The organism is Ruegeria arenilitoris (assembly GCF_013032445.1).
Taxonomy (GTDB): Bacteria; Pseudomonadota; Alphaproteobacteria; order Rhodobacterales; family Rhodobacteraceae; genus Ruegeria; species Ruegeria arenilitoris_F.
Window position 1 is genome coordinate 147,272 of sequence record NZ_WQCA01000001.1, and the last position, 19,082, is coordinate 166,353.

General features: G+C 57.3%; 17 protein-coding genes. 10 read left to right on the forward strand and 7 right to left on the reverse strand.

The features are described 5' to 3' along the window. Positions 1-84 precede the first annotated feature (84 nt). The 6 genes from GOW98_RS00740 to GOW98_RS00765 all read left to right on the forward strand — a co-directional run bounded on the left by GOW98_RS00740 (position 85) and on the right by GOW98_RS00765 (position 6,066). The gene (locus GOW98_RS00740) at positions 85-534 is read left to right on the forward strand and encodes a GNAT family N-acetyltransferase (RefSeq protein WP_367646778.1); all 450 of its coding nucleotides are present in this window, start codon (positions 85-87) and stop codon (positions 532-534) included. Beyond that, entirely contained in the window at positions 531-1,898 is a 1,368-nt protein-coding gene (locus GOW98_RS00745) for a DUF2927 domain-containing protein (protein WP_170329076.1), read from the forward strand. Before GOW98_RS00740 ends, GOW98_RS00745 begins: the two co-directional genes overlap by 4 nt. A 3-nt stretch (positions 1,899-1,901) precedes the next feature. After that, complete coding sequence (locus GOW98_RS00750; RefSeq protein WP_170329078.1) at positions 1,902-2,072, forward strand: hypothetical protein; 171 nt, start codon at positions 1,902-1,904, stop codon at positions 2,070-2,072. A gap of 3 nt (positions 2,073-2,075) precedes the next feature. Further along, on the forward strand, positions 2,076-3,260 hold the full coding sequence (locus GOW98_RS00755) for a vWA domain-containing protein (RefSeq protein ID WP_170329079.1): 1,185 nt from the start codon (positions 2,076-2,078) through the stop codon (positions 3,258-3,260). A 175-nt stretch (positions 3,261-3,435) separates the two neighbouring features. Beyond that, positions 3,436-5,283 carry a hypothetical protein gene (locus GOW98_RS00760; protein ID WP_170329081.1) on the forward strand — a complete coding sequence of 616 codons (1,848 nt, stop codon included), beginning with the start codon at positions 3,436-3,438 and terminating at the stop codon, positions 5,281-5,283. A gap of 93 nt (positions 5,284-5,376) precedes the next feature. Next, positions 5,377-6,066 carry a M48 family metallopeptidase gene (locus GOW98_RS00765; RefSeq protein ID WP_170329084.1) on the forward strand — a complete coding sequence of 230 codons (690 nt, stop codon included), beginning with the start codon at positions 5,377-5,379 and terminating at the stop codon, positions 6,064-6,066. A gap of 67 nt (positions 6,067-6,133) precedes the next feature. Here GOW98_RS00765 and GOW98_RS00770 read toward each other — a convergent pair whose 3' ends face one another. From GOW98_RS00770 to GOW98_RS00795, 6 genes are all read right to left on the reverse strand, one after another. Continuing rightward, positions 6,134-6,676, reverse strand: a complete 543-nt coding sequence (locus tag GOW98_RS00770) for an RSP_2648 family PIN domain-containing protein (protein WP_170329086.1) — start codon at positions 6,674-6,676, stop codon at positions 6,134-6,136. Further along, complete coding sequence (locus GOW98_RS00775) at positions 6,673-7,875, reverse strand: RSP_2647 family RNA methyltransferase (protein ID WP_170329088.1); 1,203 nt, start codon at positions 7,873-7,875, stop codon at positions 6,673-6,675. Before GOW98_RS00775 ends, GOW98_RS00770 begins: the two co-directional genes overlap by 4 nt. Before the next feature lie 38 nt (positions 7,876-7,913). Then, on the reverse strand, positions 7,914-8,186 hold the full coding sequence (locus GOW98_RS00780) for a hypothetical protein (RefSeq protein WP_170329090.1): 273 nt from the start codon (positions 8,184-8,186) through the stop codon (positions 7,914-7,916). Then, positions 8,173-10,962 (reverse strand): glutamine-synthetase adenylyltransferase, encoded by a 2,790-nt coding sequence (locus tag GOW98_RS00785; protein WP_170329092.1) that lies wholly within the window; start codon positions 10,960-10,962, stop codon positions 8,173-8,175. Before GOW98_RS00785 ends, GOW98_RS00780 begins: the two co-directional genes overlap by 14 nt. Continuing rightward, positions 10,959-11,348, reverse strand: a complete 390-nt coding sequence (locus GOW98_RS00790; protein ID WP_170329095.1) for a nuclear transport factor 2 family protein — start codon at positions 11,346-11,348, stop codon at positions 10,959-10,961. The genes GOW98_RS00785 and GOW98_RS00790 overlap by 4 nt, the downstream gene beginning before the upstream one ends. A gap of 1,137 nt (positions 11,349-12,485) precedes the next feature. Continuing rightward, positions 12,486-13,610, reverse strand: coding sequence for a hypothetical protein (locus GOW98_RS00795; RefSeq protein WP_217359239.1), 1,125 nt, complete (start codon positions 13,608-13,610; stop codon positions 12,486-12,488). A gap of 761 nt (positions 13,611-14,371) precedes the next feature. On the opposite strand from GOW98_RS00795, the gene GOW98_RS00800 reads away from it, so the two are divergent. The 4 genes from GOW98_RS00800 (at position 14,372) to GOW98_RS00815 (ending at position 16,587) form a co-directional block, all read left to right on the forward strand. Next, positions 14,372-14,794, forward strand: a complete 423-nt coding sequence (locus GOW98_RS00800) for a DUF2852 domain-containing protein (protein WP_170329100.1) — start codon at positions 14,372-14,374, stop codon at positions 14,792-14,794. Between the two features lie 66 nt (positions 14,795-14,860). Continuing rightward, positions 14,861-15,292, forward strand: coding sequence for an RDD family protein (locus GOW98_RS00805; protein WP_170329102.1), 432 nt, complete (start codon positions 14,861-14,863; stop codon positions 15,290-15,292). Between the two features lie 75 nt (positions 15,293-15,367). Then, on the forward strand, positions 15,368-16,192 hold the full coding sequence (locus tag GOW98_RS00810) for an arginyltransferase (RefSeq protein WP_170329105.1): 825 nt from the start codon (positions 15,368-15,370) through the stop codon (positions 16,190-16,192). A 5-nt stretch (positions 16,193-16,197) separates the two neighbouring features. After that, a complete protein-coding gene (locus GOW98_RS00815; protein WP_170329108.1) occupies positions 16,198-16,587 on the forward strand; it encodes a VOC family protein in 390 nt (129 codons plus the stop codon). Between the two features lie 133 nt (positions 16,588-16,720). Here the strand turns inward: GOW98_RS00815 and GOW98_RS00820 are convergent, their stop codons facing one another. After that, positions 16,721-19,075, reverse strand: coding sequence for a TRAP transporter large permease (locus GOW98_RS00820; protein WP_170329110.1), 2,355 nt, complete (start codon positions 19,073-19,075; stop codon positions 16,721-16,723). Positions 19,076-19,082 lie beyond the last annotated feature (7 nt).

Below are 19,082 nucleotides of genomic sequence, written 5' to 3' on the forward strand. Positions count from 1 at the left end.
TTGGGCAGGCCGGGCTGTCAGCATTGCAGGTGGCGGTCCGGTGCATCCGGGCTATCTGAGGCCGGAAAAGACGGGGAAAATTGATTGGCTGATACTTTGACCATCCGCGCATTGCGGCCCGAAGACCGTACTGAATGGTCCGACATGTGGCGAGACTATCTGGCCTTCTATGAAACGACGGTTCCGGATGAGGTCTATGACACCACCTTTGCCCGCCTTCTAGGCAATGATCCGCATGATTTCTCTTGCTTTGTTGCCGGGAAAAACGGGCAATTGATTGGGTTGACCCATTACCTGTTTCACCGGCATGCTTGGAAGGTTGAGAACGTTTGCTACCTGCAGGACCTTTTCGCCCGGCCTGAGGAGCGCGGCACCGGAGTCGGACGCGCCCTGATTCAAGCCGTTTATGACGAAGCTGACCGGCAAGGTGCCCCATCTGTCTTTTGGCTGACGCAGGATTTTAACCATACCGCCCGCAAGCTGTACGACCGCATCGGCAAGAAGACGCCGTTCATCCGGTATCAGCGCCCATGATGCGATGGGCCGTGATCCTTGCGGGCTTGGCGCTTACAGGCTGCGCGACCGTTGAGACAAGCGAAGTCCCAACCCGCGTGCATGTCATCGAAGAAAAGCTGCCACCAACCAAATCATTCTCTCGTTCTTCCCCCACACCTGCCAGCCGGTCGAATGCCAATATCGCGGATGATTTCGTGTCTTTGCATTTCGCGCTGGAAGGTGGCGCGCAATTGCCGGTGTTCACGCGGTTCGAAACTCCGATCACTGTGCGCCTGACCGGCGCGCCCACGCCTTCGATGCAGCGGGACCTGACCCGTTTGCTGAACCGCCTTCGCAACGAGGCCGGGATCAACATCAGCCAGATTTCGGAAGGTTCGGCAAACATCACCATAGAAGCGGTCAGCCAGGAACAGATCCACGAAGTCCTGCCACAGGCGGCCTGTTTCGTTGTTCCCAATTCTTCCAGTTTTGAAGAATACCGCCGCGACCGGCGCAAACAGAAAAGCAGTTGGTCCCGGCTAAGGAGCCGCGAACGTCTTGGGATCTTTATCCCCTACGATGTCAGCCCGCAAGAAAAGCGCGACTGCCTGCACGAAGAGATCGCGCAAGCGCTTGGGCCGTTGAACGACCTCTATCATCTACCGGATTCGGTGTTCAACGATGACAACATTCACACCGTTCTGACCGGTTTCGACATGCTTATCCTGCGCACGGCCTATTCGCCCGAACTGCGCAGCAGCATGACCCGTGAGCAGGTCGAAGCCGCCCTGCCCGGCATTCTCAGCCTCCTGAACCCGCGCGGAGACACCTTGCCCGCGCAACAGGTATCTGAAACACCTCGTGAATGGATTAACGCAATTCAAAGATCTTTGCGCCCATCTCGTGGGACGCAGAGACGTCAGAGAGACGCCCAACTGGCCGCGCGCATCGGAAAGGAACAAGGCTGGACTGATCACCGCCGCGCCTATCCGTACTACGTGATGGGCCGGATGGGCCAGTTTGACAATCCGCAGGAAGCTTTCCGCAACTACCAAATCGCATTGCAGTACCTGCGCGCCACCCCGGGCACCGAGGTTCATCAGGCCTATATCACCACGCAAACCGCCGCCTTTGCGCTGGCTCAGGGTAAGGGGCCCGAAGTTCTGCCAGAACTGAACAAGGCCATCGACGTTATGACGCGGGCCGAGAATGCCTCACAACTGGCCACGTTGCTGCTACTCAAATCCGAAGCGCTTAATCAAGCAGGCCGGACCGCGCAGGCACGTTCCGTCAGGCTGGACAGTCTGGCATGGGCGCGTTACGGCTTCGGCTCGGAAACGGTGGTCCGGTCGCTGATGCAGGACGTTGCGGAAGGACCATCCAACAATAACAGAGGCGGATAACGCATGGTCGTGGTTTTGGGTATGGCGATACTAGGGGCAATCCTAGGGGCGCTGGCGGCACGCAAACGTAATGGCAGCGGTGCCGACATGGCACAATACGCCGCCGGGTACGGCATCGCCTTTGCGCTGGTCGGACTGATACTGTCCCTGATCCTTGTAAGATTTGTGGTATAAGCAATGTTCCTGCCCTTTTTTGAAAACCTCCGTAAAGCTGGTATTCCCGTTTCCTTGCGCGAATACCTGACCTTTCTGGAGGGTATGAAAAAGGGTCTGGCCACCTATGATGTCGAGGCGTTCTACTACCTCGCCCGTGTCTCGATGGTGAAAGACGAACGCAATATCGACAAGTTCGACCGCGCTTTTGCCGCCAGTTTCGAAGGGCTGAACGAAATCAGTTTCGACCAGGTTCTTGAGGCTGTCGACATTCCTGCCGACTGGCTGGCCAAGATGGCCGAAAAGCACTTGTCCGAGGAAGAAAAGGCTGAAATCGAAGCCCTTGGCGGCTTTGACAAGCTGATGGAAACGCTGCGCGAGCGTTTGAAAGAACAGCAAGGTCGCCATCAAGGCGGCAACAAATGGATCGGTACTGCAGGGACATCTCCGTTCGGAGCTTATGGGTATAATCCCGAGGGCGTGCGGATCGGTCAGAAGGAAAGCCGCCACCAACGCGCCGTCAAGGTCTGGGACAAGCGTGAATTCAAGAACTTGGACGACACAGTTGAACTAGGCACCCGCAATATCAAGGTTGCGCTGAAACGCCTGCGCCGCTGGGCACGTGAGGGGGCTGCCGAGGAATTGGATCTGGACGGCACCATCCGCGCCACCGCCGAGCATGGCTATCTGGATGTCAAAACGCGCCCCGAGCGTCACAACGCGGTCAAGGTGCTGTTGTTTCTGGACGTGGGTGGCTCGATGGACCCGCATATCAAGGTGGTGGAAGAGCTGTTTTCGGCCGCCCGGACCGAATTCAAACACCTGGAATACTACTACTTCCACAACTGCCTGTACGAAGGCGTCTGGCGCGATAACCGCCGCCGTTGGGACCAGCAAACGCCCACGCATGAGGTGCTGCGGACCTATGGTTCGGATTACAAATGCATCTTCGTCGGCGACGCCTCGATGAGCCCTTATGAGATCGCCTACCCCGGCGGTGCCAATGAACACTGGAACCAAGAGGCCGGTCAGGTCTGGTTACAGCGCGCACGAGATCAGTGGCATTCAAACCTTTGGATCAACCCGGTGCCCGAGAAATACTGGGGCTACACCCACTCAATCGGCATGATTCAGGAGATTTTTGAGGATCGCATGGTCCCGATGACGTTGGCCGGTCTTGAACAGGGGATGCGGGAGCTGACGCGTTAGTTTTCCATCGCTCGATCAATGAGCAGGTAATTGCAGTGCAGTGCGAAAGCCAAAATACTAAAAACCTTTTATTTCCGCCTCGCTGACCCGTCATCCGGCAGCAAGTGACCAGATTTCTCAACCACATCCCATTTTTGTGATATGTTCGGCAAAGGTTGAGTGCTGGGGGGCTAAAATGACCAGGTTCAAACTTCGCGCATTTCTTATTTCAACTTTGGCATCGGTATCGCTGTTTTTTGCTTCCGTAACGGTTGCCACAATTGTTCTGACGCCTGACTCTGCGTTTGCTAAAGGTGACAAGGGCAAGGGTGGTGGTAATGGCAAAGGTGGCGGAAAAGGCAAAGGTGGTGGAAAAGGCAAAGGTGGCGGCAAAGGCAAAGATGGCGGCAAAGGCAAAGATGGCGAAAAGGGCAAAGGTGGCGGACATGGAAAGGGGGACGGAAAGGGCAAAGGGAACGGCAAGGGCGGCAATGACAAGGCTGGAAAAGGGGCCGACGCCGGGAAATCCAAGTCCCGAATTGGGAAAACTCGCAAAGAGCACAAGTTCACTCAAAAAAACAAAACGTTACGGAACTCAAAAACGAACAAGGGCAATAAAGGAAAGCTTCAGAGAACATCGTTGGCCGACTTTGGACGCGAGTTCAAACGAGATGTTGATGAATTGTTTGGCAAACGTTCAGGGACCAAGCGTTCAGGAACAAAGTCAAAGCGAAATTCGGTCAAGACAACTCAAAGGACCTACAGGAAAATTACGAGCGCGCCGATCGAAGAATCCCTTCGTCCAGTTACCCGCAGAGACAAACGCCACTCTTCCTATGACGGAAAGAAACCGGGCAAGCGGTACTACCGCGACCCACTTGTAGAAGCTATCACTGATCCCTACGGGTCGGACAAACTGCGCAATCTGAATGCCTCAAACGCAGCCGCTCCGGCGTTCAGGAATGCTTCGGCCAACAGTAATGTTGGAAAAATCGCAACATATCAGGCAGCCGCAGACAATTATTACGATCTACAGTCAGAGCTGTATGACACCCGACGCGACTTGCGGGACCTGAATAAAAGCTACGACGGACGCAGCAGTCACGAGATTGCCGACGATATCGCTGATCTCGATCCAAATGATCCAAACTATGATGACAATCTGGACTCGCTGGAAAATGAACTCCGGGATGCAGAAAGATACGAAGAAACCCGAGATCATCTACGCGGAGATATCAAGGATCTAAGGGCTGAAACCGGTGATGCCTTGCACGACGCAGAAGCCGCTTTTTTTGATGCATCCAAAGGGCGCACTTTGACACGCAGTACCCTTGGCGACTTCCACTCGAACTTGAATTTGCCACAACCAAAAGATCGCTACCGGTACGACGCGGAAATCCAGCCCGAACCCTATGGCATAGACGATCCCCGCTATTCCAAAGAACGTGAGTATCAGCCTGATGAAACCGACTACCAACTTGGTTACGATCAAGCCCACTATGGCGATCATAAACGGGAAAAACACCGCTACCGCGATCCTCTAGCGACGGCAATTACCGATCCCTATGGCTCGGATAGACTGCGCAATCTAAATGCTTCGAACGCAGCTGCTCCGGCTTTCAGGAATGCTGCTCCCAACAGCAATGTAGGAAAAATCGCAACTTATCGGCAGGCAGCGGCCGACTATTATGACTTGCGCTCGGACCTGTACGATGCCCGGCGCGAACTTCGGAACCTGAACAACCGCTATGACGGTCGCAGCAGCGATGAAATTGCAGATGACATCGCTGATCTCGATCCAGGTGATCCAGATTATGATGACAATCTCGACACGTTGGAAAAGGAACTACGCGTGGCGGAGGCCTACGAAGAAACCCGTGATGATCTTCGTTCTGAGGTAAAAGACTTACGCGTCGATACGACGGTCGCGCAAAAACAAGCTGCGCACGCCTTTTTTGATGCGTCAAAAGGCTCGACGTTGACCCCGGATACACTTACCGAACTACACGGGAATTTGGATCTGCCGACAACAACCGATCGATAGCAACGGACCAAACCCCGCCTTCACGGGCAGCAAATCGGCAAGCCTTTAGGTTTACGGCTTGCCTCACCTCTCTGCGTTGCCCATATCTAAGCTATGCTTCGCCTAACCCCGATCCTTCTGGCCATTGCCTATGCCATTGTCATGTACCGGATATCTGTATGGCGTACGCACAGGGAACTGGACGCGAAATCGACCGAATTGGCCGATCCGGCGCTGAAACGTATGACCGACCGGCTGGCGGCAGCGTTGGAGATCGACCGGGTGCCCGTCTATATCTATGAGATCGACCCGGTGAACGGGCTGGCCGCACCTGATGGCCGGATATTCATCACTCGCGGGTTTTATCGCAAATTTCGGAACGGAGAGGTCTCGGCCGAGGAAATGGCCAGCGTTATCGCGCATGAGTTGGGGCATGTGGCGCTGGGGCACGCGCGGCGGCGGATGATCGATTTCTCCGGTCAGAACGCGTTGCGGGCCGCGTTGATGATGCTGTTTGCCCGGTTCATCCCCTTCATCGGCGCGTGGATTGCCAATATGCTGACGCACCTGCTGGCCTCACGCCTGTCGCGCGGGGATGAGTATGAGGCCGATGAATACGCCGCCGCTTTGCTGACCAAGGCCGGGATTGGGATCGGGCCGCAGAAGTCCCTGTTTCACAAGCTGGAAGGCCTGACCCAGCAACGCGCCGGAGTTGTGCCCGCATGGCTGATGAGTCACCCCAACACGGATGAGCGTATTGCAGCGTTGGAAGCGCTTGAGCAGCGTTGGAGCGCTGGCAAATAGATTCGGACGCGTAGGGCCAGCCCTACGCGCAACCCGAGGTTCTTAACCAGTTGAAGAGGGGCCAGCTTTAGGCAGTGAGGGCTTTGCCCAAACGCGGCAGGCGAGCCTTTTTCATGAGCGCCCGAAGGGTCCATTGGTCGCCGGACAGGCGATTGGCCTCGGCCAGAACGCGGTTGGCTGTGTCAGCCATACCATCAGGGTCAGTTTGCCAGAAACCTTGCAGCAGGCTGTCAGGGTCGCGGCGCTCAAGCCCTTCTTCCGACAGGATACTTCTTGGGAAGTCCTTGGCGTTGACGGTGACTATGACGTCTGCCGAGGCTGTGACCGCCGTGGCAAGAACGTGAATATCGGCGCTGTCAGGCAACCAGAGCCGCTGTTCAACACCCGGCTGGGCCGCGCGTTCTGCGTCTGGCCAATACGTCTGTGTAAGGGCGATTTCGGCGCGGGCCTGTACCTCGCCGTCCGAACCAAGTTTGCGGGCCGCGCGGGCCCATTCTTCGAGGATGCGGGCCGACCATATGGGTTGAAAGTGGCCACGCTTGGCCGCGCCCAGCAGCATCTCTCGCATCACCGTGGGGTAGATGACACAGGTATCCAGAACCGCCTTCACAGCCGGTAGAACACGGCTTTGAGGTAGCCGCTTTCAGCCAGTTGCGGCAGTTGCGGGTGGTCGGGTCCGGCAAATCCGGTGTGGATCAGTTGTGCCTGTCGCCCTGCCCGGCCAATGCCACGCGATGAAGCATCACGGAAACGGCCCAGATCGGCGGCGTGAGAGCAGGAACACAAACCCAGGTAACCGCCGGGTTTCACCAACGGTGCCGCAAGCCGTGCGATACGTTCATAGGCGCGAAGCCCCGCATCCAGAGCCTGTTTCGAAGGCGCAAAGGCGGGCGGGTCGCAAATGACCACATCAAACTGCGCGCCTTCCTCGCCCAGTTGCGTCAGCACGTCAAAGGCATCGCCCTGCCGGGTTTGGAAGCGGTCGGCGCAGCCCGAGGCGTTCGCGCCCTGTGCGGCCAGTTCAAGCGCTGCTGCTGATCCGTCAACGCACAACGCCTGAGCGGCTCCTCCGGCCAGCATCGCCAGACCAAACCCGCCCACATGGCTGAATACGTCCAGCACCTGAGCACCCTCCTGTACCAGTCGCGCGGCGAAGGCATGGTTAGGCCGTTGGTCGTAGAACAGGCCGGTTTTCTGGCCGCCGGTCAGGTCGGCCATATAGGTGGCCCCGTTCATCGGCACCGACAGCGGTGTATCAGGTGCGGTGCCGCGCAGGGCCTGGTTCTCGTCATCCAGCCCCTCCAACCCACGTGTGCGGCCCGAGGCGTTTTTCAACACCGTCGTCACCCCGGTGACACGGACCAGAGCATCGGTCAGCGTGTCCAGATGCGCCTCGGCCCAAGCGGCGTTGGGTTGGATAACGCAGGCATCTCCGAAACGGTCGATGATCACGCCGGGAAATCCGTCCGCTTCGGCGTGGATCAGGCGGTAATACGGCGCGTCGAACAGGCGTTCGCGCATCTTCAACGCGCGGCGCAGGCGGGTTTCGAACCACACGGCGTTCAGTTCGGCGTCCAGATCGCGATCCAGAACACGGCACATGATCTTGGACACGGGATTCACCGCGACCAGAGCGATGGGCACGCGCTTCTCGTCCTCGAGCACGGCCAGGGCTCCAGCCGAAATTTTGCGGGTCCGGCGGTCGGTGACGATGTCATTGGCGTAGACCCACGGGAAGCCATGGCGCAGGCCGCGCGCATTGGCTTTGGGTTTCAGGCGGATACGGGGGCGGTCAGTGGCTTGGGTCATGACGCCCTATTAGAGGCGAACGCGCCGGGGGGAAAGCCCTAGCGGGGCCGCGATCGCCAGCCACCGCGCCGTTTCGGAGCCTGTGCGGATTGCAGCCCTTCAGCCAGAACCTGCGTCATCGGGTGATCGGCCTGTTGCGCGGCGTAGATGGCGTGCAACTCGGTCAGGGCCTGTTTTTGGTCGCGTTCTGCCGGCAGGCTCAGCGCCCAGTCCAGAAAGATGCTACGGCATTCGGGCAGCGTGATGCCGTCGATGCGATAGGCCTCGCGGATCAGGCCCTTGTGATCATTCGGATCGTCATTGCGCGGCATCTTTCCCCTCCTCGATCAGGCTGCCGATTATCTCGGCGGCGGTGGTATAACTGTCCTGCAAGGCGGCCTGAAGCTGTTCGACCTGTTCGAACCCGGTGGCGCGGCACAGAAAGGCCGCACCGCCTTCGCCGATCTTGTCGGCCTCTATCACCTTGCCCGACAGCAACCGGGCCGCGCATTGCACCGACCAGCATAGATCGTAGCAGTCCTTGAGCGTCTGCGCCTGAGCGACGTCCAGCAATTCGGCAGCGACAGCGCCGTCCAGCCCGGACTGCACGTCGCGCTGCGCAACGCCCGACAGCAGCGCGCCGGTTTCGGCAACCAATTCGATGTCCATCATCCGACCGGCACCGTTCTTTGCGTCCCAGATGCCCGCAGGGGATTTGGCCGCCGCCAGACGAACGCGCATCTCGGCTACTTCGCGCAGGACTTTTTCCCGGTCTTCGGGCTGTTTCAGGAAATCGGCGCGGAAGGTTTCGATATCCTGCGCCAGCTCTTCGTCGCCCGCCACCACGCGGGCGCGGGTCAGGGCTAGGTGCTCCCACACCCAGGCTTCGTTCTGCTGATAGTTGGTGAAACTGGCCCAACTGGTCGCCACCGGCCCCTGATTGCCCGAGGGGCGCAGACGCATATCGACCTCGTATAGCCGCCCTTGTGACATTGGTGCTGACAGCGCGGTGATCAGCGCCTGCGTGAACCGGGCGTAATAGGTGCGTGTTGCCAGGGGGCGCGGACCGTCCGACATATCCTGATCCTTCGGGTCATAAATCACGATCATATCCAGATCAGACTGCGAGTTGATCCGCCCTGCCCCGATCGACCCCATGCCCAGCACCGCCGCGCCGCGCCCCGGCGCGGGCCCGTGTTTCTTGGCAAATTGGTCGACTACACAAGGCAGGATCGCGGCGATCACCGCGCTGGCCATTTCGGCATATTGCTGCCCGGCCTGTGCCCCGTCGATCAACCCTCGCAGGTGATGGACACCGATGCGGAAATGCCATTCCTTGCACCAGCGGCGGGCGTAATCAAGCTGCGTTTCATAGTCCGCCTCCTGCTCCAGCGCCTGTGACAGCTCGGCCTGCAACACCGCCTGCCCCGGCCAGTCGTCAAAGAAACTACCACCGATCACGGCGTCAAACACGGCAGCATTGCGTGACAGATGCCCGGCCAACGCGTGCGAGGTTCCCACGATATCCACCAGCAGGTCGATCAAATGCGGGTTGGCCTCGAACAGGGAAAACAGCTGCACCCCGGCGGGCAGGCCAGACAAGAACCCGTCCAACGCCAGCAGCGCCTCATCCGGCTTTGCGGTTTTTGACAGGCGTGAGAGCAGTTCGGGCTTGAGCCGCTCGAAAATCCGCGCCCCCCGCTGCGAGCGCAGCGCCGGATAGGTAGGCCAACGCGCCAGAACGCTTTGATCGAACTCAGCCTCTTTGACCGGTGCTGAAGTTGAGGAGCCGGGGGCAAAGAACCCTTCGGTCAGCTCATGCACCTCGGTCAGGCGGCGGGTCAGGTCGGCGGTCAGATCGGCGCTGTCGATACCCATCAGACAGGCCACGCGCTCGATGCCGTCCTGCGATTGCGGCACTTTGTGGGTCTGCGAGTCGTGAACCATCTGGATGCGGTGCTCGACCTCACGATGGGCGCGGTAATGGTCGGTCAGCTTGTCGGCAACCTCCTGCGGCACCCAGCCTTTTTCGGCCAACGCAGCCAGACCCGGCACGGTGCCCCGCACTCGCAGATCGGGGTCGCGGCCCCCGGCAATCAACTGGCGGGTCTGGGTAAAGAACTCGATCTCGCGAATGCCACCCTGCCCCAGCTTCATGTCATGGCCCGGAATAGCCAGCGTACCGCCGGTTCCCTTATTCTCTCGAATACGCAGACGCATGTCGTGGGCGTCCTGAATGGCGGCAAAATCCAGATGCCGTCGCCAGACAAAGGGACGCAGTATATCCAGAAAGCACTGCCCCGCAGCAAGATCACCAGCGCAAGGGCGCGCCTTGATATAGGCTGCACGTTCCCACGTACGGCCGAGGCTTTCGTAGTAACGCTCAGCCGCCTCAGCCGCCATGCAGACCGGCGTCACGGCAGGATCGGGGCGCAGGCGCAGGTCGGTGCGGAACACATAGCCATCCGCAGTCTTATCGCTGAGGGTGGCGCAGAAGTTACGCGTTGCCCGCACCATGCCATGCCGTGCGTCGTAGAAATCATCCGGGTCAAAACGTGTTTCATCGAACAGCACGATCAGGTCGATATCCGAGCTGTAGTTCAACTCATGCGCGCCCATCTTGCCCATCGCCAGAATGATCATCCCGGCAGCGGTTTCCACATCATCCGGCCCCATTCCGGGTAGCTTCCCACGCCGGATCAGCGTTGCGATCTCGGCCTTGGCCGCGACGTCCGCCGCCAGCGCGCCGAAGTCCGTCAGCGCCGCCGTCACCTTTTCTAGCGGCCACGCACCGGCCAGATCGGCCAGCGCGGTCAGCAGCGCCATCTGTCGCTTTGCCCGTCGCAGGCCCGGCTTCAACTGATCGGGTGGCAGAGATTTGGCAGCGCCCATGACCTCGGACAGCGCCTGATCCGGCTGCTGCAGAGCCTGCGGCAACCAATCACGTTCATGTTCGATCAGGCCTTTCAGATAAGGGCTGGACCCTGCCGCCCCCGCAATCAATTCGCCCTGTTCGGGCGTGACGTCGGGCACCACATTCAGCGCCTCATCGCCCAAAGAGCCATCAAAGGCGCGCGGGACGCGGTGAATGGTCAGCGGTCCGGTCATTGCACCTCCAACGGGGTGTCTTGGCTGAAACTGTTGACCCAGACGTCCAAGCGGCGCTCCCACAAGGATGAGATCAACATCGCCTCCCACGACTCGGCTTCGGGGCGCTGATAGTCCGCACGGTAGGTCAGCAACACGATGTCCGGGGTTAATACACGCAGCTTTGTCTCGCTCAATTCATAGCGTGCCATGGTCGGCGCATCGGCAAACTGCCCGACATTGTCATCCCGATTGGCAAAACCGGTGGGATACACTCCCAGAAAATCAGCGCTCAGAAGCGCCCGGTCTGCCGAAGCATTGCCATCAACCAACGCAGCCCAGACCTGCTTTGCCAAAGTGAGAATATCGTCCAGCGCGGGAGGGGTCGTGTTGTCTGTATTTTGCATGAGCGAAACCTGTGTAGGGTGGCACACTAATCTGCAGTAAGACCGGAAGAGGCCCGAAGAAGTCGGAAACGCCAACTAACAAGGGGTATGAGGCCATTTAATTGGTCCTTCCTGCCTGATCGGCTGTTGTCTTTCAAAAACCGTGTATACGGCGTTTAAGCCCAATTGCCGAGAAATTGCGACACATATATTTGCAAACTCGGTAAACGCGCTGATCGCTTTTTCATAAAGGGCTTAGGCCGCTGCAAAGGTGGGTTTCTTGCTGCTAACAACGGGGAAAACTGGCCCAGGAATAGGGAAGAGTGCTTCCCAATTTGGTTCGCAGTTACCAGAAAGGAAATACTCGCTCTAAAACATATAGATAGTCGATTGGCGTCCTCAAAAAACTTGAGGTACGAACTGGGAAGCGATTTTAGTCTTATGACACTGTAGCCGGACGAGGAGGTTTCTGAAGATCGCCCTTGTTGCACTCAGTTCCACCCAGCGCCCAAAACTCGAGCCAGGATCGATAGAAGTCTTTTGCGAAATTTGCGCGGTAAGGTGCCTTTACTGAGACTTTTGTATTTGGACCAGCCCGCTCTTTTTTGACCACACCAAAGGTAATTGGGCTGACGCCGGATATCCCATGGTAAATTTCACCATATCCGTGGTCGGTATAGAGTTGCGCATCGAACGTTGTTCCTGAGGTGGGCGACGCAACATAGGCGGTTCCAGGGCGAAGACAGATTCTCATCGTCTGTCAGGTTCGTGCGTATGTAGCCTGATATCCGTCAGAAACAAAAAAGCGCTTGTAAAAAGGTGAAAAGGCAACCTGCTGTTGGTTCTGGCATGCGGTTAATACGGCTAGTGAAAGTACACTCAGAAAATTGAAATTCTGCATACCAACATTAGTCAAAAAACTAGGGACTTACTTGGCACCTACGATCCCGGACATAACTTCTGCAATTCGCTATAGGTTCATTCGTCCGTTGGACATGAAATCACTTAAGTCGTGACCTTCGCGCGACCTAAGAACCACACGGTCGGAGCTTTGCCTCTCGCCGATTGTCTTAGCTAAAAACACGGGCGCATTGCCCACGTATATACGACTAAGCGTCCATAACTCAGACGGGTCAGCGCACACTGCCATCTGCGCGGTTAAGTACCGAATTTACCGAGGTGATTTGGATGAAGGATGCGACTGGTTTTTCGGTCTGGCATAGGGCGTTGTGCGTAGTAGCGCACGGCTAACAAATAAACGAACAGCGGCACCTTGTGGCGTAAACCGACGCCGGGTGTATAAGATGAGATGCCAAACACAATATGGCAAATCAAAATAGCTGAGATCGCCACAAACAATGGCGCCAGCCTTAGCTTCCAGCACAAAAAGACGCACAACACGGAGAAGAGAGCACTGATCGCACCTATGGCTAGCGAAATCGCTCCCGTGTTGGGCGCAAAGAAAGGGAACGTGAATTGTAGTATGGACAGAGCCACACCTGTCGGATGATATGGAAAACCAACATAGAACAGCCATCCAGCGTAGGACGTATCACCCCTCTCCGTGGCAATTCTGAGCTTTGATTCTACAGCTGACAATGCGGCGTCAGGCCCAGAAAAAATGTAGGCCTTGGAAACTGACGCAGCGAACAAGTCCCAATACACGAAGAACAGCAAGGCCGCCGAAAGAAACGCTATCAAAACCAGTTTGAGATTGCGTAAAAAAATCGAGGCTACAAAAAGGTTGCCTGGGTGCGCCAACACGAGCGTAAAGAACGCGGCGACCGCAAGCACAGACGATCGAACCGATTTTGCGGGCGACCGCAGGAATGATGGCGGATTCATGGAAATGAAAGCAATATAGATCGCCAAAATGCAGTAGGTCCACTCGCCCATCCCGCTGGCTGTCTGATAAGCGGTATACGTCAGCGCGATCACGAAAAAGATGTTCTTCCTAAACATCCCAGCCATATCAAAGCACTGCTTATGTAACTTAAAAGCAAGCCATCCGAACAAGACAGGCCACAACGGACCCAAAACTGTGCTCATTGAGCCTAAAACGTATGTGTGAATACGATCACCACACAGCGATAGGCTGAATTGACACGAATTAGCTGTTTCGACATAGGCAATTGTGTCAGCCACAGGACCAATAAAAACCCCAGCTGCCGCCAGCAACTGGACCAGGAGTGCGGCGAGGACAATCAGGATGAGTCTTGCACTCACAACAAAGTTCTGAGCTGCCAGATAAGTCATGAAGGCGGCCACATATCCGAAAGCCATTAATCCGAAAGACAACCGCCCAACCTATCCTGAATTGTCTGCTGTTGACGAATGAAATGATCCGCCAAGTCATTAGTGGCAATGATCTCGATTGGCAAATCCAATATGATGCTCGTGGAGATTGCCGCCTATGTCCTGCTGGTGCTGGCGTAACTGTCCGATCCCAGGGGAGCCCCGCGCATAAAACGATCGTTTAAAACGCCTCGAGGCGGCGCGACATAAACACTGGATACGCTCAATCGGGGAATCTGCCTAGATGCCGGTCTGGCCCAATAACATCCCTCTCGACCTACAGTGCAAAATGCGGGCTCGCGATGCGGAGGATAGGGAATCCACCGTGCGCACCTAGGCCAAGACTCACAAGTTGCGCTTCAAGGTGCGGTATGTGGATCTGAGACGGGCGATAGCAACGCTGGACAGCTTTCGTTTTACGGCTGGATAGCAGGACAGTTGGATTCGGATCAAAGAATGGATGGAAAGTTACGGTGTCCCGGCGGCCTCAAAACTATCGACCCGGCCGGAGCTCACCAGTTTCAGATATTAGGCCTTCAGGTCAAAAAACCGGTTGATACAAACATCTATGTCAAACTCTGCAAAAGTCTTATCACACTAAAACCTGCGCCTGATCCGGAGTGAGGTCAACCGAAGAACGCGCCAAAATACCTAATGTAAATCTTTTTCACATCACCCCCTTGCAACGGGCTGCGCGCTCCCCATCTTAACAATGTGAAAACGATTTACATAAACCCCGGAGACCAACAATGACTGCACTATCCGACCCCGCCGTCCCTGAAAATCCGGGATGGCTGCACCGTATCGAAGCCTGGCTTGACGACAAGGGCAAAGGCGCCTGGATCGCCGTTATGGTCCTTGGGTTCATCTTCTTCTGGCCCGTCGGCCTCGCCCTTCTGGCTTATATGATCTGGAGCAAACGCATGTTCAGCAAATCCTGCAGCCGTCGCAAATCCTGGCACAGCCACATGAGCGCCATGAAGCCCTCGGGCAACAGCGCGTTTGACGCCTATAAGTCCGATACGCTGGCACGGCTGGAGCGTGAGCAGCAAGACTTCGAGGCCTTCCTGCGTCGCCTGCGCGAAGCAAAGGACAAGGCAGAGTTCGACCAGTTCATGGATGAACGCGCCCGCGAAAACCGCGATGAGGCCGAAAACGGCGAACGCGCCTGATCCAACCTTGCCCTGTCCCGCCTTTCGGGACAGGGTAAACCCATTCAACGACGTGGAATATTCTGAATGACCCACCTGCCCGATCCAGACAGCCAACCCGAGTTTTACCAATCGGTGGCAACCAAACGCTTTGTCGCATGGCTCTTTGACATCGCCTTTATCTCGCTGCTGTGCATCGTGCCGGTATTTCTGACATTTGGCGCGGGACTGTTCTTTCTGCCGCTGATCTATGGCGTCATCAGTTTCGTCTACCGCGTCGTCACGATCAGCAACGGATCGGCAACGCTGGGGATGCGCTTCATGGGCATCGAACTGCGCGACGCCTTTGGTGCCCGCATGGACATGGGCAAGGCCGTGGTTCACACCGCTGGGTATTTTGTCAGCATGGCGTTTTTTGTGGTCCAGATAATCTCGGTCATCATGATGCTGACCAGCGCGCGTTGCCAGGGTCTAACCGATGCGTTCCTTGGTACGGTGATGATCAACCAGCGGGCATAATAATCAACCAATTGAATCACTTGGCGGCATGGGGAACCGTTGCTATCATCGGTTCTCAGGAGACGCGGAAACTTCATGCGACACACGCTGCCAATTGCGCCGCAGTTCTATGTGACGGCCCCCCAGCCTTGCCCTTACCTTGAGGGCAGGATGGAACGCAAGCTGTTCACGGCCCTGCAAGGTGAAGGGGCCGATCAGCTGAACAACTCACTGTCGCAACAAGGGTTTCGCAGGTCTCAGAACGTGCTCTACCGCCCGTCTTGCACCGATTGCGCTGCCTGTCTGTCCGCACGCATAGATGTCTCGGCCTTTCGTCCCAGCAAAAGTCAAAAACGCGCCGCGAAGCGGAATTCCTATCTGCAGCGCCGGGCGAACTCGCCCTGGGCTACAGATGAGCAGTATGAGCTGTTCCGCCGCTATCTTGATACCCGTCACGCCGATGGCGGTATGGCGGACATGGACGTCTTCGAATTCGCTGCGATGATTGAGGAAACACCAATCCGCAGCCGCGTTGTCGAATATGCCGACCCCAAGACCGGAGAATTGATTGCTGTCAGCCTGACCGACGTACTGGATGACGGGCTGAGCATGGTCTATTCATTCTACGATCCGGAACAGCCTCAGAACTCTCTGGGCACGTACATGATCCTCGACCACATCGACATCGCGCGCGAGGCTGGTTTGCCTTACGTCTATCTCGGTTACTGGGTGCCCGGCAGCCCAAAGATGGGTTACAAAGCACGGTTTTCTGGCCTTGAGGCCTACATGCAGGGTAACTGGACCCGTGTCGACAATCCGGCCGCATTGGCCGAGGCCAGCCATCACCCCCTGTCGACAGCACCGATCGCCGAGCAGGTCGCGGGCATCCAACTGCCCGACCGTCACCCGACCAAGGGCTGAGCCCCATGCGCCAGAGCCTCTTTGCCGTCACCCTTGTGGTGCCAGACTACGACGCCGCCATCGCGTTCTACACCCGGACACTGAACTTCACGCTGACGCAAGACATCGATCTGGGGGACGGTAAGCGCTGGGTGCTTGTGACACCCCCGGGTGCGGTTAGTGGATCCCTGTTGCTGGCCCGGGCTGACGGCCAGAACCAGATCGCTGCCGTGGGCAACCAGACCGGAGGCCGCGTGGGTTTCTTCCTGCAAACAGATGACTTCGACCGCGACCACGCCGCAATGCGGGCCAAAGGAGTCCACTTTGAAGAAGACCCAAGACACGAAGCCTACGGCACGGTCGCTGTCTGGCGCGACCCGTTCGGAAATCGCTGGGATTTGATCCAGTTCACCTGATCCGTCCTTCATCTGGCCAAAATTATCTCGGGGTTGAATTGGCCGCAGGTCAAGAAGGGGCTTGACCCTTCCCCAAAGCACCAAAGCAAAGGGGGCCAAACGGCCCCCTTTTCCATTGGATCACAGCAACATATCAGTTCGGGATCAGATCCGGCACAATGGTTACAATCGACGGGAAGAACCACAAGATCGCAATCCCCACGACCTGAATGATCACAAAGGGTACGATGCCGCGGTAGATATGACCGGTCGTGACCTCTTTTGGTGCGACCCCTCGCAAGTAGAACAGCGCAAAGCCGAACGGAGGTGTCAGGAACGAGGTCTGCAGGTTCACCGCCACCATGATCGTCACCCATTTTGGATCGAACGACCCGCCATAGATCACCGGACCTACGATGGGGATCACGATGTAGATGATCTCGAGGAAGTCCAGCACGAACCCAAGAATGAACAGCACCAGCATCACGATCAGGAAGACAGTGAACTCATTGTCGAAGCTCTTGAGGAACTGCTGGATATAGTGTTCCCCACCGAACGAGATCACTACTAGGTTCAACAGCTGCGAGCCGATCAGGATGGTAAACACCATCGAGGTCACCTTGGCCGTCTCGCGCACCACCGGGGTCAGAACCCCGCTGGAGAACAGAACCCAGCAGGCATAAATCAGGCCGAACAACGCATACAGATACGCCGCATAGGACAGAATAAAGGCGATCCAGGTCTCAACCGAGACGTTGCCCTGATTGACGCGCAGGTCAAAGTTCACACCCAGCACCAGACAGATGATGACGGCAAAGGTCGACCAGATGATCACCTTGCCCGAACGTTCCTGATCCTGCAGCTTACGATAGGCCGCCAGCATGATCGCTCCGCCCGCGCCCAGCGCCGCCGCCGGTGTTGGGTTGGTAACCCCACCAAGGATCGAACCAAGCACTGCGATGATCAGGACCAGCGGTGGGAAGACCACCCGGATCAGATCGTTGCTCGAACACCGTATCGCAGCCTCTTTGGCCCCATAGATGGCCAACGCAAACGGCAGCGCCAGCAACAGGAACGTGGCCCCTGACGAAGTTGTCGGCGCGATCAACACCAAATCCACCAGCAACATCAGCAACAGGCCAATTGTCCCAAGGATAAGTGGCTGTGGCGATTTCGACGGTGCGATACCACGCCCCATGAGCAGTGTCAGACCCAGCATCACTACGACCACCGCAACACCATTGCCGATCGGAGCAGCCGCCGCAATCTTGGCTTCTTGTGCTGCGGCCAGCTCTTCCTCACTCAGGCGCGTGGACGCGGCAGTTCCACCGGCAGCGTCGATGGCTTCTTGCTCGGCTACGGCCTGATCCCACGCGGACTGACCATGCAGTTCGATCATCGACGCTTTGCACTCTGCAGACACGTTGGTGCGCAACGAGGCGCCGGCACCAATATCCGAGAAGGCGGACACGTTAATGTTCTGGCTACCAATCACACCCGCACTGCCCAGCATGACTGCACCCACGATCAGCGCAACCGGCGCACCCAGCAGCCAGGTCAGACCTTCGGCGCGGGTGATCGGCTCACCACTGCCGCCTGACATCTCGACCGCCGGAGCTTTTTCGGGGTTCAGCAACGCATAGCCAAAGGCATACAGCGCATAGAGCAATGCCAGCATAATCCCCGGCAGCAGCGCCGCCTGAAACAGCGTGCCGACCGAGACCACCGCAGGTTCACCCAGATAGGTCAGCGCGTCGGTACACCCGGCCTCAACCGCCCGGGTTTCCTGTGCGGTAGAATACAGATCACCAGCCAGCGTCCCAAGCAGAACGATCACGATCGAGGGCGGAATGATCTGCCCCAACGTACCCGACGCGGCGATCACACCAGTCGCCAGTTCCGGCGAATAGTTGTTTCGCAGCATGGTCGGCAGCGCCAGCAGGCCCATGGTCACCACTGTCGCGCCCACAATCCCGGTCGAGGCCGCCAGAAACGCCCCCACAACCACAATCGACACAGCCAGACCACCCGGCAACGGGCCAAAGACACGCGCCATCGTGGTCAAAAGATCGTTCGCGATTTTGGAGCGTTCCAGCGTGATGCCCATCAGTACGAACATCAGCACGGCCAGCAGGGTTTCGATGGATTGGCCGGCCAGAACACGTTCGTTGATACGGTTCACGATGAACGAGACGTTGCGGTCCAGCGCGGTTTCCCAGCCCTGCACAAAGACCGGCTCGGCGATCCTGGGCAAATCCGGGTATCGGAACGTGGACACTGTGTCAGGTTTGACCCCTGAATTGACCAGATCCCGATAGGCTTGTGATCCGGTATCAATCGCCTGATGGATCAGCAGCCCGGCACTATCTAAAGCGGCGATGATCCCAAAGGAAATGATACCGGCGCCACCGATGGCAAAGGCCACCGGGAAGCCAGAAAGGATGCCTCCGAAAAGGCAGAAGAATACGATAATGAGGCCTATCTCGACGCCATCAAGTCCGAATAACATAGTCTGG

Coding starts and splice junctions, on each gene's coding strand:
- GOW98_RS00775 (WP_170329088.1), bottom strand. CDS start 7,875: ATGACCCAAGCCACTGACCGCCCCCGTATCCGCCTGAAACCCAAAGCC.
- GOW98_RS00820 (WP_170329110.1), bottom strand. CDS start 19,075: ATGTTATTCGGACTTGATGGCGTCGAGATAGGCCTCATTATCGTATTC.
- GOW98_RS00815 (WP_170329108.1), top strand. CDS start 16,198: ATGCGCCAGAGCCTCTTTGCCGTCACCCTTGTGGTGCCAGACTACGAC.
- GOW98_RS00750 (WP_170329078.1), top strand. CDS start 1,902: ATGGTCGTGGTTTTGGGTATGGCGATACTAGGGGCAATCCTAGGGGCG.
- GOW98_RS00760 (WP_170329081.1), top strand. CDS start 3,436: ATGACCAGGTTCAAACTTCGCGCATTTCTTATTTCAACTTTGGCATCG.
- GOW98_RS00785 (WP_170329092.1), bottom strand. CDS start 10,962: ATGACCGGACCGCTGACCATTCACCGCGTCCCGCGCGCCTTTGATGGC.
- GOW98_RS00805 (WP_170329102.1), top strand. CDS start 14,861: ATGACCCACCTGCCCGATCCAGACAGCCAACCCGAGTTTTACCAATCG.
- GOW98_RS00745 (WP_170329076.1), top strand. CDS start 531: ATGATGCGATGGGCCGTGATCCTTGCGGGCTTGGCGCTTACAGGCTGC.
- GOW98_RS00780 (WP_170329090.1), bottom strand. CDS start 8,186: ATGCCGCGCAATGACGATCCGAATGATCACAAGGGCCTGATCCGCGAG.
- GOW98_RS00810 (WP_170329105.1), top strand. CDS start 15,368: ATGCGACACACGCTGCCAATTGCGCCGCAGTTCTATGTGACGGCCCCC.
- GOW98_RS00795 (WP_217359239.1), bottom strand. CDS start 13,610: ATGGCTTTCGGATATGTGGCCGCCTTCATGACTTATCTGGCAGCTCAG.
- GOW98_RS00755 (WP_170329079.1), top strand. CDS start 2,076: ATGTTCCTGCCCTTTTTTGAAAACCTCCGTAAAGCTGGTATTCCCGTT.
- GOW98_RS00800 (WP_170329100.1), top strand. CDS start 14,372: ATGACTGCACTATCCGACCCCGCCGTCCCTGAAAATCCGGGATGGCTG.
- GOW98_RS00790 (WP_170329095.1), bottom strand. CDS start 11,348: ATGCAAAATACAGACAACACGACCCCTCCCGCGCTGGACGATATTCTC.
- GOW98_RS00765 (WP_170329084.1), top strand. CDS start 5,377: ATGCTTCGCCTAACCCCGATCCTTCTGGCCATTGCCTATGCCATTGTC.